The organism is Ruegeria sp. J8 (genome assembly GCF_056531925.1).
Genome location: NZ_JBQFMR010000019.1, coordinates 17290 through 34421, shown reverse-complemented (window position 1 = coordinate 34421; position 17132 = coordinate 17290). Strand labels below are relative to the sequence as shown.

General features: G+C 55.9%; 16 protein-coding genes and 1 pseudogene. 12 read left to right on the top strand and 5 right to left on the bottom strand.

All coding sequences use genetic code 11. The annotated features are described in order from the left end of the window. From ACR0L1_RS22980 to ACR0L1_RS22970, 3 genes and pseudogenes are all read left to right on the top strand, one after another. Positions 1-107, top strand: a pseudogene (locus ACR0L1_RS22980) (2-hydroxyhepta-2,4-diene-1,7-dioate isomerase); the annotation flags it as partial. Then, positions 104-1393 carry an L-fuconate dehydratase gene (locus ACR0L1_RS22975; RefSeq protein WP_170787812.1) on the top strand — a complete coding sequence of 430 codons (1290 nt, stop codon included), beginning with the start codon at positions 104-106 and terminating at the stop codon, positions 1391-1393. The pseudogene ACR0L1_RS22980 and the gene ACR0L1_RS22975, both read left to right, overlap by 4 nt. A 246-nt stretch (positions 1394-1639) precedes the next feature. Beyond that, positions 1640-1801, top strand: coding sequence for a hypothetical protein (locus tag ACR0L1_RS22970; protein WP_170787814.1), 162 nt, complete (start codon positions 1640-1642; stop codon positions 1799-1801). A 461-nt stretch (positions 1802-2262) separates the two neighbouring features. Here the strand turns inward: ACR0L1_RS22970 and ACR0L1_RS22965 are convergent, their stop codons facing one another. Both ACR0L1_RS22965 and ACR0L1_RS22960 read right to left on the bottom strand, forming a co-directional pair. Then, positions 2263-3645 carry a sensor histidine kinase gene (locus tag ACR0L1_RS22965; RefSeq protein ID WP_480860963.1) on the bottom strand — a complete coding sequence of 461 codons (1383 nt, stop codon included), beginning with the start codon at positions 3643-3645 and terminating at the stop codon, positions 2263-2265. Next, positions 3642-4310 carry a response regulator transcription factor gene (locus tag ACR0L1_RS22960; RefSeq protein WP_170791704.1) on the bottom strand — a complete coding sequence of 223 codons (669 nt, stop codon included), beginning with the start codon at positions 4308-4310 and terminating at the stop codon, positions 3642-3644. The genes ACR0L1_RS22965 and ACR0L1_RS22960 overlap by 4 nt, the downstream gene beginning before the upstream one ends. A gap of 139 nt (positions 4311-4449) precedes the next feature. On the opposite strand from ACR0L1_RS22960, the gene ACR0L1_RS22955 reads away from it, so the two are divergent. From ACR0L1_RS22955 to ACR0L1_RS22935, 5 genes are all read left to right on the top strand, one after another. Continuing rightward, positions 4450-5538, top strand: coding sequence for a type 2 periplasmic-binding domain-containing protein (locus ACR0L1_RS22955; protein ID WP_155150290.1), 1089 nt, complete (start codon positions 4450-4452; stop codon positions 5536-5538). 79 nt (positions 5539-5617) lie between these two features. Then, positions 5618-7648 (top strand): tripartite tricarboxylate transporter permease, encoded by a 2031-nt coding sequence (locus tag ACR0L1_RS22950; protein WP_480860962.1) that lies wholly within the window; start codon positions 5618-5620, stop codon positions 7646-7648. Positions 7649-7736: 88 nt separating this feature from the next. Further along, complete coding sequence (locus ACR0L1_RS22945; RefSeq protein WP_480860960.1) at positions 7737-8825, top strand: 4-oxalomesaconate tautomerase; 1089 nt, start codon at positions 7737-7739, stop codon at positions 8823-8825. A gap of 51 nt (positions 8826-8876) precedes the next feature. Next, a complete protein-coding gene (locus ACR0L1_RS22940; RefSeq protein ID WP_480503355.1) occupies positions 8877-9095 on the top strand; it encodes a hypothetical protein in 219 nt (72 codons plus the stop codon). Positions 9096-9109: 14 nt separating this feature from the next. Continuing rightward, the gene (locus ACR0L1_RS22935; RefSeq protein ID WP_480860958.1) at positions 9110-10090 is read left to right on the top strand and encodes a D-2-hydroxyacid dehydrogenase family protein; all 981 of its coding nucleotides are present in this window, start codon (positions 9110-9112) and stop codon (positions 10088-10090) included. On the opposite strand, the gene ACR0L1_RS22930 is transcribed toward ACR0L1_RS22935, so the two are convergent. Continuing rightward, positions 10059-11078 (bottom strand): AbrB family transcriptional regulator, encoded by a 1020-nt coding sequence (locus tag ACR0L1_RS22930; RefSeq protein ID WP_331252783.1) that lies wholly within the window; start codon positions 11076-11078, stop codon positions 10059-10061. The two genes, ACR0L1_RS22935 and ACR0L1_RS22930, sit on opposite strands and share 32 nt — an antisense overlap. 123 nt (positions 11079-11201) lie before the next feature. On the opposite strand from ACR0L1_RS22930, the gene ACR0L1_RS22925 reads away from it, so the two are divergent. Genes ACR0L1_RS22925 through tcuB form a run of 3 tightly spaced genes read left to right on the top strand, consistent with a single transcriptional unit; the run spans position 11202 to position 14357 of the window. Beyond that, complete coding sequence (locus ACR0L1_RS22925) at positions 11202-11882, top strand: GntR family transcriptional regulator (RefSeq protein WP_170356258.1); 681 nt, start codon at positions 11202-11204, stop codon at positions 11880-11882. Between the two features lie 11 nt (positions 11883-11893). Further along, positions 11894-13288: an FAD-dependent tricarballylate dehydrogenase TcuA gene (gene tcuA / locus ACR0L1_RS22920; protein WP_480860956.1), complete on the top strand. Its 1395-nt coding sequence runs from the start codon at positions 11894-11896 to the stop codon at positions 13286-13288. After that, on the top strand, positions 13278-14357 hold the full coding sequence (gene tcuB / locus ACR0L1_RS22915; RefSeq protein ID WP_480860955.1) for a tricarballylate utilization 4Fe-4S protein TcuB: 1080 nt from the start codon (positions 13278-13280) through the stop codon (positions 14355-14357). The genes tcuA and tcuB overlap by 11 nt, the downstream gene beginning before the upstream one ends. A 70-nt stretch (positions 14358-14427) precedes the next feature. On the opposite strand, the gene ACR0L1_RS22910 is transcribed toward tcuB, so the two are convergent. Beyond that, the gene (locus ACR0L1_RS22910; protein WP_480860953.1) at positions 14428-14685 is read right to left on the bottom strand and encodes a hypothetical protein; all 258 of its coding nucleotides are present in this window, start codon (positions 14683-14685) and stop codon (positions 14428-14430) included. 686 nt (positions 14686-15371) lie between these two features. Between ACR0L1_RS22910 and ACR0L1_RS22905 the strand changes: the two genes are divergently transcribed. Next, positions 15372-15713, top strand: a complete 342-nt coding sequence (locus tag ACR0L1_RS22905; RefSeq protein WP_170791712.1) for a 5-carboxymethyl-2-hydroxymuconate Delta-isomerase — start codon at positions 15372-15374, stop codon at positions 15711-15713. A gap of 156 nt (positions 15714-15869) precedes the next feature. Here the strand turns inward: ACR0L1_RS22905 and ACR0L1_RS22900 are convergent, their stop codons facing one another. Beyond that, positions 15870-17129 (bottom strand): HupE/UreJ family protein, encoded by a 1260-nt coding sequence (locus tag ACR0L1_RS22900; RefSeq protein WP_480860951.1) that lies wholly within the window; start codon positions 17127-17129, stop codon positions 15870-15872. Between the last annotated feature and the right edge of the window lie 3 nt (positions 17130-17132).

Genomic DNA, 17132 nt, shown 5'->3' with positions numbered 1-17132 from the left:
TTGGGATGGGACAGAACCCGCAAACCTATCTGAAGCCCGGCGACAAGATGGAGTTGGGGATCGAAGGACTGGGCGTGCAACGGCAGGATGTAAAGGCCAGCGCATGACCAGCATCACCGGCATTCGAACCGAAGACTTGCGCTTTCCGACCTCGGACAGTCTGGACGGATCGGATGCGATGAACCCCGATCCCGACTATTCCGCCGCGTATGTGGTGCTGGAAACCGATGGTGCGCATGAGGGCCACGGCCTCACGTTCACCATTGGGCGCGGCAATGAGATCTGCGTGGCCGCGATCAAAGCGCTTGGCGCTTTGGTCAAGGGTTTGGAATTAGAATGGATCACCGAAGATATGGGCCGCTTCTGGCGTTATATCACCGGAGACAGCCAGTTGCGCTGGATCGGGCCGGACAAGGGTGCGATCCATCTGGCTACGGGCGCGGTGGTGAATGCGGCGTGGGATTTGTGGGCGAAAGAGGCGGGGAAACCCGTCTGGCAATTGGTGGGTGACATGTCCCCCGAAGATATCGTGCGCCTGATCGACTTTCGCTATCTGACCGATGCGATCACCCCGGACGAAGCGCTGGCCATGCTGCGCGCCGCCGCGCCGGGCAAAGACGACCGCATCACCAAGCTGAAAGCCGAAGGCTACCCGTGTTACACAACCTCGGCCGGGTGGCTGGGCTATCCCGACGACAAGCTGCGCCGCCTGTGTCAGGAGGCCAAGGACGCAGGCTTTACCCACACCAAATTCAAGGTGGGCCGCGACCTTGACGATGACATCCGTCGTCTGACCATCGCCCGCGAGGTTCTAGGCGAAGACATAAACATCATGATCGACGCCAATCAGGTATGGGAAGTGGATCAGGCCATCGACTGGGTCAAGGCCCTGTCCTTTGCAAGCCCGTACTTCATCGAAGAACCCACCAGCCCCGATGACGTGTTTGGCCACAAGGAAATCCGCGAAGGGGTTGCGCCGGTCAAAGTGGCGACGGGTGAGATGTGCCAGAACCGGATCATGTTCAAACAATTCATCAAAGAAGGCGCGATCGACATCGTTCAGATCGACAGCTGTCGGATGGGAGGATTGAACGAGGTTCTGGCCGTCATGCTGATGGCCGCGAAATACAACTTGCCCGTCTGGCCCCATGCCGGGGGCGTGGGTCTGTGCGAATATGTCCAACATATGTCGATGATCGATTACATCGCGATCTCGGGCGAGAAAGACAGCAAGCGGATCGAATATGTCGATCACCTGCACGAGCACTTCGTCGATCCCTGTGTGGTGAGAAACGGGGCCTATATGGCGCCGGAAAAGCCAGGGTTCTCGATCGAAATAAAACCCGAAACCATCGAAGATTTCCGTTTTTCAGCGGAACTGGCGGCGGAATAAATGCAAAGGTCTGAACAATTTCGGTAGACCGGCGAAGGTCTTCAAGCAACCCGAAGGAATTGCTCCTAAGGATGAAATTTAAAAAAAACCGCCTTTGGGATCGCCCGTGTTCTTGCACTCGGAGAAAAGGCTGGTCTGGTAAAGTAGACTCTGCGTTTTGGCCGTGTCCACGGGGCTTCAACACCATATCTTACAGCGGCTGTGCGTGTCGCCGAGCTTTTGTAAGAAAAGACCATCGATCGTTTCATGTTGAAGGTCTGCCCGCCCTCGCAATTGAGCGAAGAGGCTGCGCTGAATGAGGCGCTGTCGCTGGGTACGGTTGACACGCCATTTGCCGGTGCTGCGTTCCTGGGTCAGTCTTTAGGCCCGGTTAGCATCTCGGGTTACCTGTCTACTCTGCGGCCTTAGGGTCGCTGGAAAGCCCATGTGAACTTGGATCTGTTCAATAAGATGGCGGCTGAATACAAAAACATATCGGTCGATTCCGTATCAACGATCTCTGAGGACGCACCCTAAACACCCGAAACCACTGTGGTATAAACCGGGGCATTTCTCGGAAGGTTCAACCCCAAGAGCTGAGTGTCGTTCCATGTTCCGATGAACTGGTTGGGGTGGTAGGATTCCTTGTCGACCAATGATTAGACTCAGCTTTTCAGCGAAGCCCGAGAAATTGGGGCGAATTCGGGGGTATTTTAACCGCTAGAGAGGTGGTTAATGGGCGCGGCCTAGACAGCCAGATCGACAGCCCACTGGTGCTGAAACGTCCGCTGACGCGTCGTTCCGGAGGGCTGATGTGGGTCGCTGATGCTGGCGGGTTGGGGGCGCGTTTGGGCCAAGTGCAGCGAAGGACTGGTTAGAGCCCGACGCGGTCAATCGAAAGAACGGTCCAGGACTATGGGGAGCTCAAGCGTAATGCTCGCTCCTCTTTCGACTAGGTTGATTTCGACCATTCCTCCGTGGCGCCGCGCCACTGCAGAGACGATTGACAACCCCAATCCGCTGCCCTCGGAGTACTCCAACTGAGAAAACCGATTGAATGCCGCTTCGCTTTGGTCTGGTGAAAGGCCAGCACCATCGTCGGTCACAGTTAGGTTGACGCATTTGCCGTCACACCGCAGCACAACTGAGATTTGGCTCAACTTTGGGCCACCATGTTTGACCGCGTTATCCAGCAGGTTCTTTAGAGCCTCAATCAGAAAGACACGGTCGCCGAACACCGTGACCGCCGTCTCAGGCATCGTGACATCGAACTCGATGCCCTTTGCAAGGATATTAACTCCCATCTCAGCGCAGGCTTCTTCCACGACCGAGCGAAAGTCAATTTCAACCATTTGATTTTCGTGCGTCGGCTGCCTGAGCCTTTCAAGCGATAACAGCTGTTCCGCCACCGTCGCTGAGTTTTTTGCAGCCGCAACAAGCTCTGAGATGCGTTTTTCTCGGTCGTCATCCGTTTTCGCGTCCTGTAGCGCTTCGGCCATTGACTGCACGGCTGCCGCCGGATTTCGCAGCTGATGTGCTGCTTCGGAAATAAACACTTGATGGGCGCTGATACTATTTTCCATCTGTTCAAAAAGCCGGTTCAGGGTTCTGACAACTCCTTGAACTTCGACTGGGACAGCGCGCTTGATCTCACTGAGGTCATCTGGTGAACGCAGGTCAATTGCGTCCTGCAAATCCAACAACGGCCTAAGGCCACGAGCGACGCCGAACCACACCACAATAGCGAGGGTGGCCAACAGAACGCCCATCAGAATTCCTGCGCGGATAGACAATTCACTCGCAAACGCATTGCGATCCGCCATGCGTTGCCAAACTGTAACTGTCGCATCTCCGATTAGATTGTCTATGGTCACGCGTTCCGTCATCTTAAGAACGCGCACTGGTTCTTGGCGGTAGAGCGCTTCGAAAAACTGCGGTTTGTACACCTCTTGAGCAGATGGGTTTGTGGCGGCCGGAGGGTACGCGTAGCCAGTCACATAGATGCCGCCGGGGCCTGTTACGTGGTAAAAAATCTCTCCGCCGGACGCGTCGCGGATCATGCTGCGTGTCGTTGGTGACAGCGCATCACCCCCCGAAATCGCAACATCTCGCGATATGGCTAGGCCAGCAGATAACAGGCTGTCGTCGAACAATTCCTGCGCCGTATTCTGTGCAATCATAAAGCGCCAAAGACCAAGCAAGGCTGCAATTAGTACCAAAGGGGTTAGGATAAGAATGAAAAGTCTTAACCTGAGCGAGCCGTGATTGATCACTTCTGCACCTCAAGCAGATATCCCAGACCACGGGCTGTCTTTATTCTAATACCGAGATCCTGAAGACGTTTTCTCAGCCGAGATACATGAGGCTCAACGGCAGAGGCCTCGACATCGGCACCTACGCCATAGACGTAGTCTGTTAGTTGGCTTTTGGGAACAATTCTGCCCCTGCGCTCCAACAGGCATTCAAGCACCGCGATTTCCCGCCGCGGTATATCCATAACTTCGCCTCGGACACTGACCTGACGTGCAGCGCGGTCGAACTCTAGGCCTCCGATGCTCTCTTTAGCTCCGTAGTCGAGATCTTTGCGTCGAGAAAGCGCCCGGATGCGTGCTTCCAACTCGTCCATTTCGAACGGCTTAACCAGATAATCATCTGCACCCATATCCAAACCTGAAACCCGGTCGCTTGTTTCGGCACGGGCCGTAAGCAAGATCACCGGTACGCCGTCACCACGATTGCGAAGATATTTCAGGATCTCCAGCCCAGATTGTCCGGGCAAATTGATATCCAGAACAACCAAGTCTGCGCCTTCTTGCGCAAGATACAAGTCAGCCTCGTTGCCGTCCGCAAGCACTTCTGCCGCATGACCGCGGTCACGCAGACGATAGGCAATAGCGTTGGCGAGGGTCTCGTTGTCTTCGACGATGACGATCCGCATCAGGGCTCCTGCAAGTTTCGCGCAAGGTTGGCGCTCCATGATTGCCAGATGGGAGGGGGAATCAACCCCACAGTTCTATTTGCGATCACGGTGGCGCAGAGGGCGCTAGCGTGGTTGTCTGGTCAACAGGGAGGAACCAATGACCATTTCCAACTTCACTCGCCGCGCCGTCGTTGGGCTGATCGCCGCCGCCGGTATCGCCGCACCTGCTGCTGCCGAGGTCGACTTCTCGGGCAAGACAGTTGAATGGGTCATCCCGTTCTCGGAAACGGGCGGGTCTGCCAAATGGGCCAACTTCTTTGCGCCGCTCCTGTCCGAAGCTCTACCGGGTCAACCGACAGTGGTCGTGAAATTCATGCCGGGCGCTGGTTCGACCAAAGGCGCAAACTGGTTTCAGGAGCAGAGCCATGACGACGGCACGCTGCTGTTTGGCACCTCCGGTTCAACTCAATTCCCATATCTGCTGAGCGATCCTCGCGTGCGCTACGAGTACAACGATTGGATCCCGGTTATGGCGTCAGGAACCGGTGGTGTTGCCTATCTGAACGCCGAAGACGGAGCAAAGTTTGATGGCTCTGCGAACGCGCTGAAAGACACAAACTTTATTTACGGTTCGCAGGGCGCGACACGCCTTGACCTTGTACCGCTGCTGGCGTGGCAAATGCTGGGCATGAATGTTGAGCCTGTTTTTGGCATCAAAGGCCGTGGCGATGGTCGCCTGATGTTCGAGCGGGGTGAAGCCAACATCGATTATCAGACCTCGTCCGGCTATCTGGGTGGATCGGCACCTCTGGTTGAATCCGGTCAGGCTGTGCCGATGATGACTTGGGGTGCTCTGGATGCGGACGGCAACATCGTGCGCGACCCGACCTTCCCGGACATCCCGACATTCAAAGAAGTATGCGAAGCGACCGATGGCTGTGAAACCAGCGGTGAGGCATGGGATGCGTGGAAAGCGTTCTTTGTGGCCGGTTTCCCGGTTCAGAAGCTGGCCTTCCTGCCGGGTGACACGCCTCAGGAAGTGGTCGACGCCTACACCGCAGCGTTCCAAGCTGTGACCGAGCGAGGCGACTTTGCCGACATCTCCTCGAAGCGCGTGGGCAAATATCCTGTGTTTGTTGGTGACGGCTCCAAGTCGGCGTTGCAAACTGCGACAAACGTCGACGACAACGCCAAGGCCTATGTCCTGAACTGGCTCAAAGAAGCCTATGGTGTCGAGCTGAACTAAGCCCAAACACCACTGCGCGTGCCCCAATGTCGGGCGCGCGCTTTTCCAAACGCAAGACAATTTATGAAAGGCGGCCGCTATGGAGGTTTTCGCCACCGCTCTTCCTGCGCTCAGTGATGCGTGGGGTCTGATCCTGCAACCTATTGTTCTGGGGTACCTTGTTCTCGGTGTCGTTATGGGGCTGGCAGTAGGTGTTTTCCCGGGGCTTGGCGGTATTGCTGGTCTGTCCCTATTGCTTCCTTTCATGTTCGGCATGGACCCTATTCTTGGGTTGGCGCTGATGATCGGGATGGTCGCCGTTGTTCCGACCTCTGACACCTTTGCCTCGGTTCTTATGGGCATCCCCGGCAGTTCCGCCTCACAGGCGACAGTGTTGGACGGTTTCCCGATGGCGAAAAAGGGCGAGGCCGCGCGGGCATTGTCAGCGGCTTTTGCGTCATCGCTGTTTGGCGGTTTGGTCGGCGCAACATTTCTGACCATGTTTATCCTGATCGCGCGGCCCATCGTTCTGGCATTCGGTCTGCCCGAGATGCTCATGATCACCATTCTTGGCTTGTCGATGGTCGCTATCCTCGCCGGGCGTGTTCCGCTGAAGGGTGTCGCCGCCGCAGGGTTGGGCCTGATGGTCGGTACGATTGGCGAGGCGGACGCAGGCGGTTCGCTGCGTATGGCGACGTATGACATTCCTTACCTGACCGATGGTCTGAAGTTGGTCATCGTTGGCTTGGGTATCTTTGCGGTGCCCGAAATCGTCTCGCTGCTGCGACAAGACCGATCCATTGCCAAGGGCGCTTCGCTAGGGGCCGGTTGGCTGGATGGCGTCAAAGACTGGGCCGCGAACATTTGGCTGTCGGTCCGCTGTTCGATCATTGGCGTGGTCGTTGGTGTTATTCCCGGCCTCGGAGGCTCGGTTGTTGACTGGATCGCTTATGGCCATTCGGTTCAATCGACAAAAGACAAAAGCAACTTCGGAAAGGGCGAAGTGCGAGGCGTCATCGGGCCGGAAAGCTCGAACAACGCCAAGGAGGGCGGGGGGCTGGTTCCAACGCTGCTGTTTGGTATCCCTGGCTCGGGTTCAATGGCGATCTTTATCGGCGCTGTCGCACTGTTGGGATCTGGCGATATCGAGGTCGGGCCCAGCATGCTCAAGGATAATCTCGACATCACTTATTCGATTGTCTGGTTGCTGGCTCTTGCCAACGTGGTGGGCACCATCCTGTGTATCGCGGCTTCGGGCGGGATCGCCAAACTGACAACAATTCGCTTCACTTATCTTGCGCCGTTTCTGTTCATGCTGATCAGCTTCGCGGCATTCCAGTCCGGTCAGAATTTCGAAGACCTGCTGGCTCTGTTCGTCATCGGTCTGATCGGCATTTTCCTGCGCCGTTTCGACTGGTCGCGCCCGGCCTTTCTGATTGGGTTCGTGTTGTCCAACCCGGTTGAGAAGTTCACCAACCAGGCGTTCCAGATAGCCTCTTTCCGCTTCCGCAAAAGCTTTGGTGAGGGGATGGAGTATGTCTTCAGCCCGATCGTTATCGTACTGATCGTGGTCACCGTGGTTTCGGTTATTCTGGGCATTCGTCAAGCCAAGATGATCATGGCCGAAGGTGAGGTCAAATCCGGCAGCAAGCGCGCGCCGCTGATCTTCCTGCTGGTGATCATGGCTTACCTGATCGTGGCGTTGATCAATGCCAACACGATCCCTGACTACAACATGACCGACAAGATCATCCCGCTGGTGATCGGCAGCGTGTCGCTGTTTTGCTGCGTCATCCTGTTGATCCAAATGATGCGGCGTCCCGAGGGCGATTCGATCTTTGCTGACAAAGAACTCGCCGGTGAGGATGCGAGCGCGCCGCATGGACTTTGGTCGACCCTCGCATGGTTTGCAGGTCTGATCGCGGCCACATGGGTTGTAGGATTCATCCTCGCTCTGATCGGGTTTCTGATCGCATTCTTCCGCATTCGCGCCGGGTCCAGCTGGCAGATGACGCTGCTCCTGACGGCCTGCGGCATTGGTTTCATGTGCTTCATGGCCGGTGCTCTGAACCGCGATTTCCCGCCGGGTCTACTGCAAGACATGGTGAACCTGCCATGGCCGCTCAAGTAGGCACTCCACGGCTGCCCGGCCTGCCAATTTGGCGGGCCAGGCGGGGCTGAAATCAGAAACTTCAACGGTTTGTAAAGGAGGGTTCGCAATGACCCAGACAGCAATCCCATATGTTTTCATGCGCGGTGGCACGTCCCGAGGGCCATATTTTCGGCGCTCTGATCTGCCCGAAAATTTGGACACTTTGGCCGATGTTCTTGTCACTGCCCTCGGGGCTGGACAAGCACTCAATATCGATGGGATCGGTGGTGGAAACGCAGTGACGACCAAAGTGGCGATGTTATCCGTCAGCGAAGACGACTGGGCGGATATCGACTATTTCTTCGCGCAGGTTTCTGTTGATGAGAAGCTGGTTGATTTCAAACCTACTTGCGGAAACATCCTCTCAGGAGTCGGTCCAGCTGCGATCGAAATGGGCTTGTTTCAGCCCACCGGCGACGTGACCGAGATCCGCATTCGCGCAGTTAATACAGGCGCCCGTGTCGTTGCCAAAGTGCAAACCCCGGGCGGTGAGTTGGTCTACGAGGGCGATGCGGAAATCGCCGGAGTTCCCGGTCATTCTGCACCGGTACAACTGAGTTTCATGGGCGTTGTGGGTTCGGCAACAGGTGCATTTCTGCCCACTGGAAATTTGCGCGACACAGTGCAGGGGATCGAGCTGACGTGCATGGATGTCGCTATGCCGATGGTGATAGCCCGGGCGGCCGATTTTGGACTGACAGGATATGAAAGCGCCGAAGAGCTGGATGCCAACCTTGCTTTCTTTGATCGGATGGAGGCCGTGCGGATCGAAGCCGGGGAACGGATGGGTATGGGGGACGTATCGAAATCGGTTACTCCGAAATTCGGCCTGATGGCACCCGCCAGAGAAGGTGGAACCCTTGCGGTTCGGTATTTCATGCCATGGAAAACTCACCCGACAATGGCCGTTACGGGCGCGCAATGCATGGCATCTTGCGCTTTGACGCCCGGAACCGTCGCCGACGGGTTGCTTGATCGCCCGGATTCACGCCCGGCAGACGTTGTGTTGGAGCATGCCTCAGGCAAGATCGACGTTCTGGTGGACTTCTCGAATGATGGGGAGTTCAACGTAATTTCTGCCGGTTTGGTGAGGACTGCGCGTAAATTGGCGGATGGGCATGTTTATGTTCCGGAATCCGCGTGGAACGGTAGTTGAAGTGGGAGCCTCTAATTGGTATACAATAGTATACATAATGAGGATATCACGATGGACGACTATTCGGAATGCCTTGATATCGCGCGTCAGGAACTCAGGCTGGCGCAGTCGGCTTTGCGAAAGGATATCGCGGAATACCCAACGCCAATTGCCGGGTGCGATGAGCAATTCAACCATCTGCTGGATCAACGCGAACGCGTTCGCAATGCGCTTGAAGCACTCGACAAACTTAATTTTGTGCCGACGCCAAGAAAACTGAGCGCCGAGTAGGCTATAGGAAGTCGATGAAAGTTCATATTCTGGATGATTGGTTTGACACACTGCAGGGCCTTCCTTGCTTCGGAAAACTGTCCGACCATAATGTGAAGGTCTGGAAAGATCATGTCGAAGATACCAGCGAGTTGGCCACACGCTTGCAGGAGGCTGAGGCGCTGGTTTTGTTTCGCGAGCGCACCAAGATAACCCGCGATCTGATTGAAAATCTTCCAAACCTGAAAGTGATCAGCCAGCGCAGCGTGTATCCGCACGTCGATGTGCAGGCATGCTCGGATAACGGAGTGCTGCTGTGTTCGAACATGCATGGCGGGACGCCCTCATATGCCGCAGCCGAACTGACATGGGCACTAATCATGGCCGGGTTGCGAGACTTGCCTGCGCAGATGGCATCAGTCAAAGCGGGGCATTGGCAGGCCGGGGTTGGCAAGACCCTGAGAGGGCGGCAGTTGGGGCTGTATGGATATGGCCGTATCGCCCGCGCTGTTGCTGGCTATGCCGAGGCATTCGGGATGAATGTTGTCTGGTGGTCTTCGGATGAAGGCCGGGCACGCGCGCAGGACGACGGCGTGCAGATTGCCACAAGCCGCGAAGCGTTCTTTGCCAACTGCGATGTTGTCTCAGTCCACGTCCGCCTGAAGCCCAACACGAACGGTATCATCACAGCGTCAGATTTTTCGCAGATGCAACCGGGCGCGATGTTTGTGAACACCTCCCGGGCCGGGCTGATCGCTCCGGGTGCTTTGTTGGATGCGCTGAACGCCGGTCGCCCGGGGAAGGCCGCAATTGATGTCTTCGATACCGAGCCGCTCACCGACCCGAATGACCCTTTGCTATCGCACCCGAACCTGATTGCGACACCGCATATAGGTTTTGTGACTGAGGACGAATTCGACCTGCAATTCGCAGATATTTTCGATCAGGTGAACGCCTATGCTGAAGGTGCCCCTATTCACATGATCAACCCCGAGGTTTGGAGCAGCGCAGGATAAGATTGGCCGCTATAGGCGCGCCGATGATAACCAGCACGATCCTTGTCAGATGGTGGGTGATCACAAAGCCCAGATCCGCACCCGAAACGATGGCCAGCACTGTCATCTCGGCCTGTCCGCCGGGGGCAAAGGCCAAGAAAGCCTCGACCGGTTGACCGAAGCCCAGCGTGGTGACAACAGCAGTGAAAGCGGCTGCGAGGATCGCAAGGACGATGACATAGGCGACGCCCGCTGCAACCACCCGGCGGAGTTCGACCCAAGTGACGCCCACGAACTTCACGCCTATCCCACAGCCAATAAAGAATTGCGCTGCAAGGATGGCCTCGCGCGGTGGTCGGGTATGAATGAAATCCCCCAGTGATAGGGCTGCTGTCAGGATCATTGGGCCGAGAATAGATGCACCGAACAGGCCGATCCGCTCACCGCCTTTCCAGCCTATAAGAGCGGCCAGTACCATCAGTGCCAGCTCATGTATTGGCAGGTCGCGCGCGGGCTCTCCGATTGGGTTGGTGAGCTGGGCATCGTAGAACACTGTCAGCAACAGGGGGGCCAGCGTTACAATGATCAGCACGCGCGTTCCGTGGATCAGGGAAAGTGTTCGCGGGTTGGCGCCTGCTTCGGCGCCAAAGATGATCATGTCCTGCAATCCGCCTGGCATGGCAGCGTAAAACGCGGTCGTGGAGTCAAACCCCCAGAACTTGCGAAAGAAAGGCACTCCGACCAACGCGATCAGCAGGATGAAAAACGGGACCAGTGCGATAGACGCTGCCATCTTTGGCAATTCAACAAACAGCGCAGGGGTTATCGAAGCCCCAACTGCAACGCCGAGTATGGTGCGCGCTGCAACCGAGACCTGACCAAAACCTTCCATTGGGGCATGCGCCAGGGCGGCTATGAGACACGCGCTCATTGGGCCGAACAGAAAGGGCAGCGGCAGATTCAACGCCCAAAATACTCCGGTGCCCAGTAGTGCAAGGGCCAGTGTCACGGCCCGCTTTGTCAGGAGAGAAGGTGTTTTGTTTTGGGTGGGCAAAGCGCGGTTTCCGACAATATTGACTCGGTGTGTATCCAAATGTATACAACTGGACGCAAGAAGACAAGTGAGCGTTCGATGACCATTCAAGACGACCCTTTACAGCCTGGTCCGCAAGGCAATTCAGCGTATCAACGCCTGCTGGATGAGATTCGCGAGGGCACACTGCTACCTGGCGAACGCTTGCGTGAGATTGAGCTGTCAGAACGATTAGGGGTCAGCCGCACACCGGTGCGGGAGGCTATCCGTCAGTTGGAGGCCGACGGGCTAGTCACTCATGTGCCCCGGCAGGGCGCAACCGTACGCAGCCTCGATTACGCCGAAGTAATGGAACTCTATGAGATGCGCGCGGTGCTCGAGGGAACTGCGGCCCGTTTAGCAGCGCGTGCTGCGTCGGATGTCGAATTGGACGAGTTGGGCGTTTTGAACGATCGCTTGGCCGAGGCAGGCACCGGCTCGGAGGCGGCTCGGATCAACCGGATTTTTCACGCCACACTTTTGGATGCGGCAAAGAATCGGTTTCTTGCCAAGTCTATGCTGTCTTTGCAAAAAGCGCTGTTGATCCTTGGGCCATCGCAATTGCTGGACGGTGATCGGGCCGAGACAGCAGTGGCAGAGCATAAGCGCGTCATGGCTGCCTTAAAGGCTCGCGATGGTGCAGCGGCTGAAACAGAAATGCGCGCGCATATTCAGGCCGCACAACGGATGCGTATTCGGGCGTTGCAAGAACGCGACCGGACAACCGACGAAAATCAATAGGTAGACAGGATATGGCCACCCAAAAGGAAGCTTATGATATCGCTGTGATCGGCGGTGGGAATGCTGCCCTTTGCGCGGCGATGACTGCTGCCGAGGCAGGCGCCCGTGTTCTGATCCTCGAAACGGCACCAAAACCCTATCGTGGGGGGAACTCCCGCCATACGCGCAATTTTCGTTGTATGCATGGTGCTCCTCTGGGCCCTCTAATCGAAGAATATAGTGAAGATGAGTATCTTGAAGATCTGCTCAAGGTCACTGGCGGCAAAACCGACGAACATCTAGCCCGCCTCGCGATCCGCACCTCCGAGGAATGCCTGCCGTGGATGGAAGAACACGGCGTGCGGTTCCAACCCTCTCTGTCCGGGACATTGTCGCTGGCGCGGACCAACGCGTTTTTTATGGGGGGCGGGAAGTCTCTGGTGAACGCCTACTACCGCACAGCGGCAGCTTTGGGCGTGGATGTTCTTTACGAAGCTGCCGTGACGCATCTTGAGCTGAACGGCGACCAGATTGAATGGGTCGACTACACCTATGAAGGCCAATCTCATCGCATCACGCCCAAGGCCGTCATCGTTGCCTCGGGCGGGTTTCAGGCCGACACGGATTGGCTCACCCGTGCATGGGGCGAGCCAGCAAAGAACTTCCTGATCCGGGGGACGCCCTATAACCGGGGGGTTGTGCTGGCTGATCTGTTGGATCAAGGCGTCGAGAGCGTTGGCGATCCAACCCAATGCCACGCCGTCGCCATTGACGGGCGGGCGCCGAAGTTCGACGGCGGCATCGTCACCCGTTTAGACTGCGTGCCGTTTTCAATCGTCGTGAACAAGAATGCCGAGCGGTTCTATGACGAGGGCGAAGACGTCTGGCCCAAACGCTATGCGATTTGGGGGCGTCTGGTTGCCGCGCAACCGGATCAGGTAGGCTATGTGATCATCGATGCGAAGTCGCTGAACCTGTTCATGCCCTCGGTGTTCCCTCCGCTAAAGGCGGACACCTTGGAAGAGCTGGCTGGAATGATGGACCTGCCCGCCGACAAGCTGAAGGCGACCGTTGCTGAATTCAACGATGCATGCGGCGACACCAGTGGATTTCACCCAACTGAGTTGGACGGGGTCACAACCTCGGGTCTGACGCCACCCAAGACCAACTGGGCTCGTCCGATCATCGAGCCTCCATTTTATGGCTACTCGCTACGCACCGGTGTGACCTTCACCTATCTGGGCCTGAAGGTCGACGATACGGCTCAGTGTTCGACTCCCAGCGGCAAGATCAAAAACCTATGGGCCGCGGGCGAGACGATAGCGGGTTCGATCCTGGGGCAGGGGTATCTGGCCGGCTTCGGCATGACCATCGGAACCGTTTTTGGACGTATCGCAGGACGTGAGGCTGCAGCCTATGCAAACTGATCTTATTCAAGAAGCCCGCCGTCAGGCAGAGATCTGCAACGCCTGTCGCTACTGCGAGGGTTATTGTTCGGTCTTCCCGTCGCTGCACGCGGAACGCGCGTTCTCGGATGGGGACATCACGCAACTGGCCAACCTGTGCCACAACTGCAGGGGGTGCTACTACGCCTGTCAGTACACAGCTCCGCACGAGTTTGACCTGAACCTGCCGAAAGCTCTGGCCGAAGTGCGGCGGGACAGCTGGGAAAGCTTCGCTTGGCCGCAGCCTCTGGCGCGCCGGTTTCACACACACGGCGGGGCCATAGCCTTGGCGCTTGTAATCGGATTTGCCCTGTTGTTCTGGGCAATTCGTGCCATCGGATCAAGCGGAGGAGAGGGGTTCTATACCGTCCTGTCCCACAATGCGATGGTCGCAATCTTTGCGCCCGCATTCCTTTTGCCACTCTTTAGCTTGGCTATCAGCCTGAGGCGCTATTGGACGGAGGTTGGTGGCAAACCTATCCAAATGTCTGATCTGATAGCTGCGTTCAAACGCGCTGGCAAGATGCAGGACTTGGCTGCAGGCCACGGCGAGGGTTGCAATTTCGAGGACGAAGACCGGTTCAGTCAGGCCCGACGCCACATTCACCAAGCCATCATGTACGGCTTCCTGCTGTGCTTTGCGTCGACCTCGGTGGCGACGATTATGCACTACGGGTTTGGGTTGCACGCGCCCTACGGGTTTTGGTCGTTGCCAAAACTGTTCGGGATTTCGGGCGGTGTGTTGCTGACAGTGGGTTGTGGAGCGATGGCTCTGCTTAAGCAAAAGTCGGATCGCGAGCTTGGCGACCCGTATGCATGGGGTGGGGACATCGGTTTTATCCTGTTACTCGGTTTTGTCGGCCTCAGCGGGCTGGTCCTCTACGCCCTTGGTTCGACTATTCTGATGCCCGCGCTGCTTGCCATCCACCTTGGATCGGTTCTGACATTCTTCCTGCTGACGCCCTACACTAAGATGGCTCATGGCTTCTATCGGCTCGCGGCTTTGGTCAGAGACGCGCAGCGGAAGAGGGAGTTGTCAGGTGTTTGCTAGTAAATTTCTAGCGCTAAAGGAGAAAAAGAAGTCGCAATTGAAGCGCATTTCGATGCGATCGCAGGTTGGCTCAACCCGTTTGGGCGATCAATTCTCTGATGGTGCTCATGACGTCGGCAACGTGATCTATGTCCAGTGCTGCGGCATGCGGGTTTACGAAAGCGCCACTGTCATTGTCGAAATAGGCCCCTGATGGGTCAGCAAACCGCGCGCCCAGGGCGGCCTCGATCAGGATATCCGCACCGATGTTCATGCCATTCCCGGCAACGCCAAAGCCTTCTTGCACCATTTTCGAGGCCAAAAGTGATCCGGGATTTACCGCGACCATCACAGGCGCATCAGCTTGGGATTTGGCTCATTCCCGGGTCGCCAGCTTGCTCTGAGAATAGACTTCCATGTCCGCCAGCGGCACATTGCCCTGCATGACCCTGATGTTCACCGGGGCTTGTGCGGCAGATGAGAGGTTCACGACACGCCTGTTTGCCGGAATAATCGGCTGCAGAAAATCGGTCAGCAGGTACGGTGCAAGAGTGTTTACGACAAAGCGGATGTGCAGTTCGACTTGATTGAGGGAAGCTATGATCCGGCACTCAGGAAGCCTCCTTGGGAAGCATAAGCTAAATTAGGGCTGGGGGAATTTAGATATCCCAACGCCAAGGTCGAAGACAGGCGCTAAGCGGTCACGCCTTGTGCAGTCGCGAAAGTCTAATGTGTCCCGCAACTTGATCTTTGGCCTCCAAATTTCTCAGCACCGCCTACGAACGGCGGATATCTTCGTCGCGTTGCAGTACCGAAGACAGCGCACTTGCAGCGATTTTCGTGCTGCGAACGCGCTCAGCGAGAAATTGGCAAGTCGGCTGGGGGCTCAGGGCGGTCGTTCGTCGAAACTTCGTGAGCAGCCACTTTGCGGACTTTGCGGACGTTTCTGATGTCATAGTGCAATCTGTCAGGGTAAACGTATTTCTGCGGTCAAGCTGACTCTACAGATGGTCGTTCATAGCAAAAGGACTCTTCATGCCTCACGTTTCGATGGAATTTTCTAAAGGTCTTGAAAAAACTTATGATATTCAGTCGGTGTGCGACCAATTGTATGACGTCCTCGCTGATCAGGATGTATTTGATCCACCAACAATAAAAATTCGAGCAACTTCAGTGGAGTTCTTCCGTATTGGGACCGAACCTCAGACGTTCGTTCATGCAACTCTCTTACTTATGGACGGTCGCGACGAATTGACCCGAGCACAACTCAACACAACAATTGCCGATTTACTGAGGAAGGTTCTCCCTGATGTTGGGAGCATAACGGTTCAAGACGTCGAAATGACTCTTGCCTCGTATGCTAAGCGCTTACTGTAAACCCTGGCTGATGCCGAAGCTTGGCAGCAATGGGCTCGGTGCAGACGTTCGGCAGAATTCAGTGAATGTCTGCTGCGCGAACGAAGTTGACGTTCAACAAATCTAAGTGAAGGTCCGCATACTGTTCAAAGCCGCACAACATACTCATACTAGTGGTCAGAGAAAAAACTCTGCCCGTTCCACTACCCAAACCATTGCGACCAGACTTGCGCACGCAGCAACAACAGTGCGAGAACCAACCCAGATACGCCCTGGTTGTTTGCGCAGCAACAAAACCAACGGCCAGACCAATAAAACGATCATGATTTGTCCAACCTCTACTCCAACGTTGAAAGCTAGCAAGCTGTGCCAAACGTTTGGTGCATCGACACGTAGAATTTGGTGCAACATGAAGGAGAAGCCGAACCCGTGCAGCAAACCAATCCCGGACGTGATGGCAAAGGCCTTCAGGTCGCCATGTCCTTTCTCAGGTGGCCAAACCGCCATTGCAGCTGCATAGATTATCGAAAGCGCTATTGCCAATTCGACGGATGGGATGAACCATGCTCCGCTCGGCGCGAAACCAAAAAAACCCAAAATCAGTGTCACCGTGTGGCCCAAGGTAAAGCCTGTGACGCGGGCGAGAAGGCTGTGCAAGTTTAGCGCACCGATGATCATGCAAAGCACAAACAGAACATGATCGGGACCTTCCAAAATGTGCCGAATTCCCTCAGCAAAAAAGGTCGAAACGGCTGCGGTCGCTGATCCGGAAATTTCGACCGGGGTATGCATCAAACCCCGCGCACGATATGTTCGAACATCCTGCCCGTTATAGTCGAGGATCAGGTTCGCCGTATCATCTTGTCCAGGAAGCCCCGGATATGACGTATAGGACAAACTGTATGCTCCTACCTCTCCCGTCACAAAGCGCAGGTGCACGTCAACCATCACCTCGCCAACATAAATCTCCTCATTGATTGTAAAAACGTCCCTAGGCGCAAGTGCCGAGCGCGCCTCATTGAGCGTAGCAAATCCAGGTTCCTGCCCCAAAGGATGCAGTCTTATCGAGACGATTTCGGGAGTTTGTCGATGACCGTCGATAGACAGCACAAGGAAGTTTTCAGCAATACGAGCCAAGCCGGTTGGATCTTTGTGCAACGCGGCCTGATCCAAGTAGTGCATGAGCACGCCATCTTCGATCTGATTGTATGTGTATGGAGCTGGTTTGGGCAAACCGTCCGGGCCCTCGGTACCGACGAGTTCAGCCACCAAATAAGGCATCGGAAGGCGTAAATAGACATCAAGGCCATCTTCCGAGTGGGACACATGGTGAATGCGAACATTCTGGTTTAGATTGAAATGCGCTTCTGCTCTACCTGCACACAAAAAGATCACGGAAAACAGGAACGTGGCAAAAAACAACCTGGCGACAACCACTGA

Coding starts and splice junctions, on each gene's coding strand:
- ACR0L1_RS22975 (WP_170787812.1), top strand. CDS start 104: ATGACCAGCATCACCGGCATTCGAACCGAAGACTTGCGCTTTCCGACC.
- ACR0L1_RS22970 (WP_170787814.1), top strand. CDS start 1,640: ATGTTGAAGGTCTGCCCGCCCTCGCAATTGAGCGAAGAGGCTGCGCTG.
- ACR0L1_RS22960 (WP_170791704.1), bottom strand. CDS start 4,310: ATGCGGATCGTCATCGTCGAAGACAACGAGACCCTCGCCAACGCTATT.
- ACR0L1_RS22955 (WP_155150290.1), top strand. CDS start 4,450: ATGACCATTTCCAACTTCACTCGCCGCGCCGTCGTTGGGCTGATCGCC.
- ACR0L1_RS22950 (WP_480860962.1), top strand. CDS start 5,618: ATGGAGGTTTTCGCCACCGCTCTTCCTGCGCTCAGTGATGCGTGGGGT.
- ACR0L1_RS22945 (WP_480860960.1), top strand. CDS start 7,737: ATGACCCAGACAGCAATCCCATATGTTTTCATGCGCGGTGGCACGTCC.
- ACR0L1_RS22940 (WP_480503355.1), top strand. CDS start 8,877: ATGGACGACTATTCGGAATGCCTTGATATCGCGCGTCAGGAACTCAGG.
- ACR0L1_RS22935 (WP_480860958.1), top strand. CDS start 9,110: ATGAAAGTTCATATTCTGGATGATTGGTTTGACACACTGCAGGGCCTT.
- ACR0L1_RS22925 (WP_170356258.1), top strand. CDS start 11,202: ATGACCATTCAAGACGACCCTTTACAGCCTGGTCCGCAAGGCAATTCA.
- tcuA (WP_480860956.1), top strand. CDS start 11,894: ATGGCCACCCAAAAGGAAGCTTATGATATCGCTGTGATCGGCGGTGGG.
- tcuB (WP_480860955.1), top strand. CDS start 13,278: ATGCAAACTGATCTTATTCAAGAAGCCCGCCGTCAGGCAGAGATCTGC.
- ACR0L1_RS22910 (WP_480860953.1), bottom strand. CDS start 14,685: ATGGTCGCGGTAAATCCCGGATCACTTTTGGCCTCGAAAATGGTGCAA.
- ACR0L1_RS22905 (WP_170791712.1), top strand. CDS start 15,372: ATGCCTCACGTTTCGATGGAATTTTCTAAAGGTCTTGAAAAAACTTAT.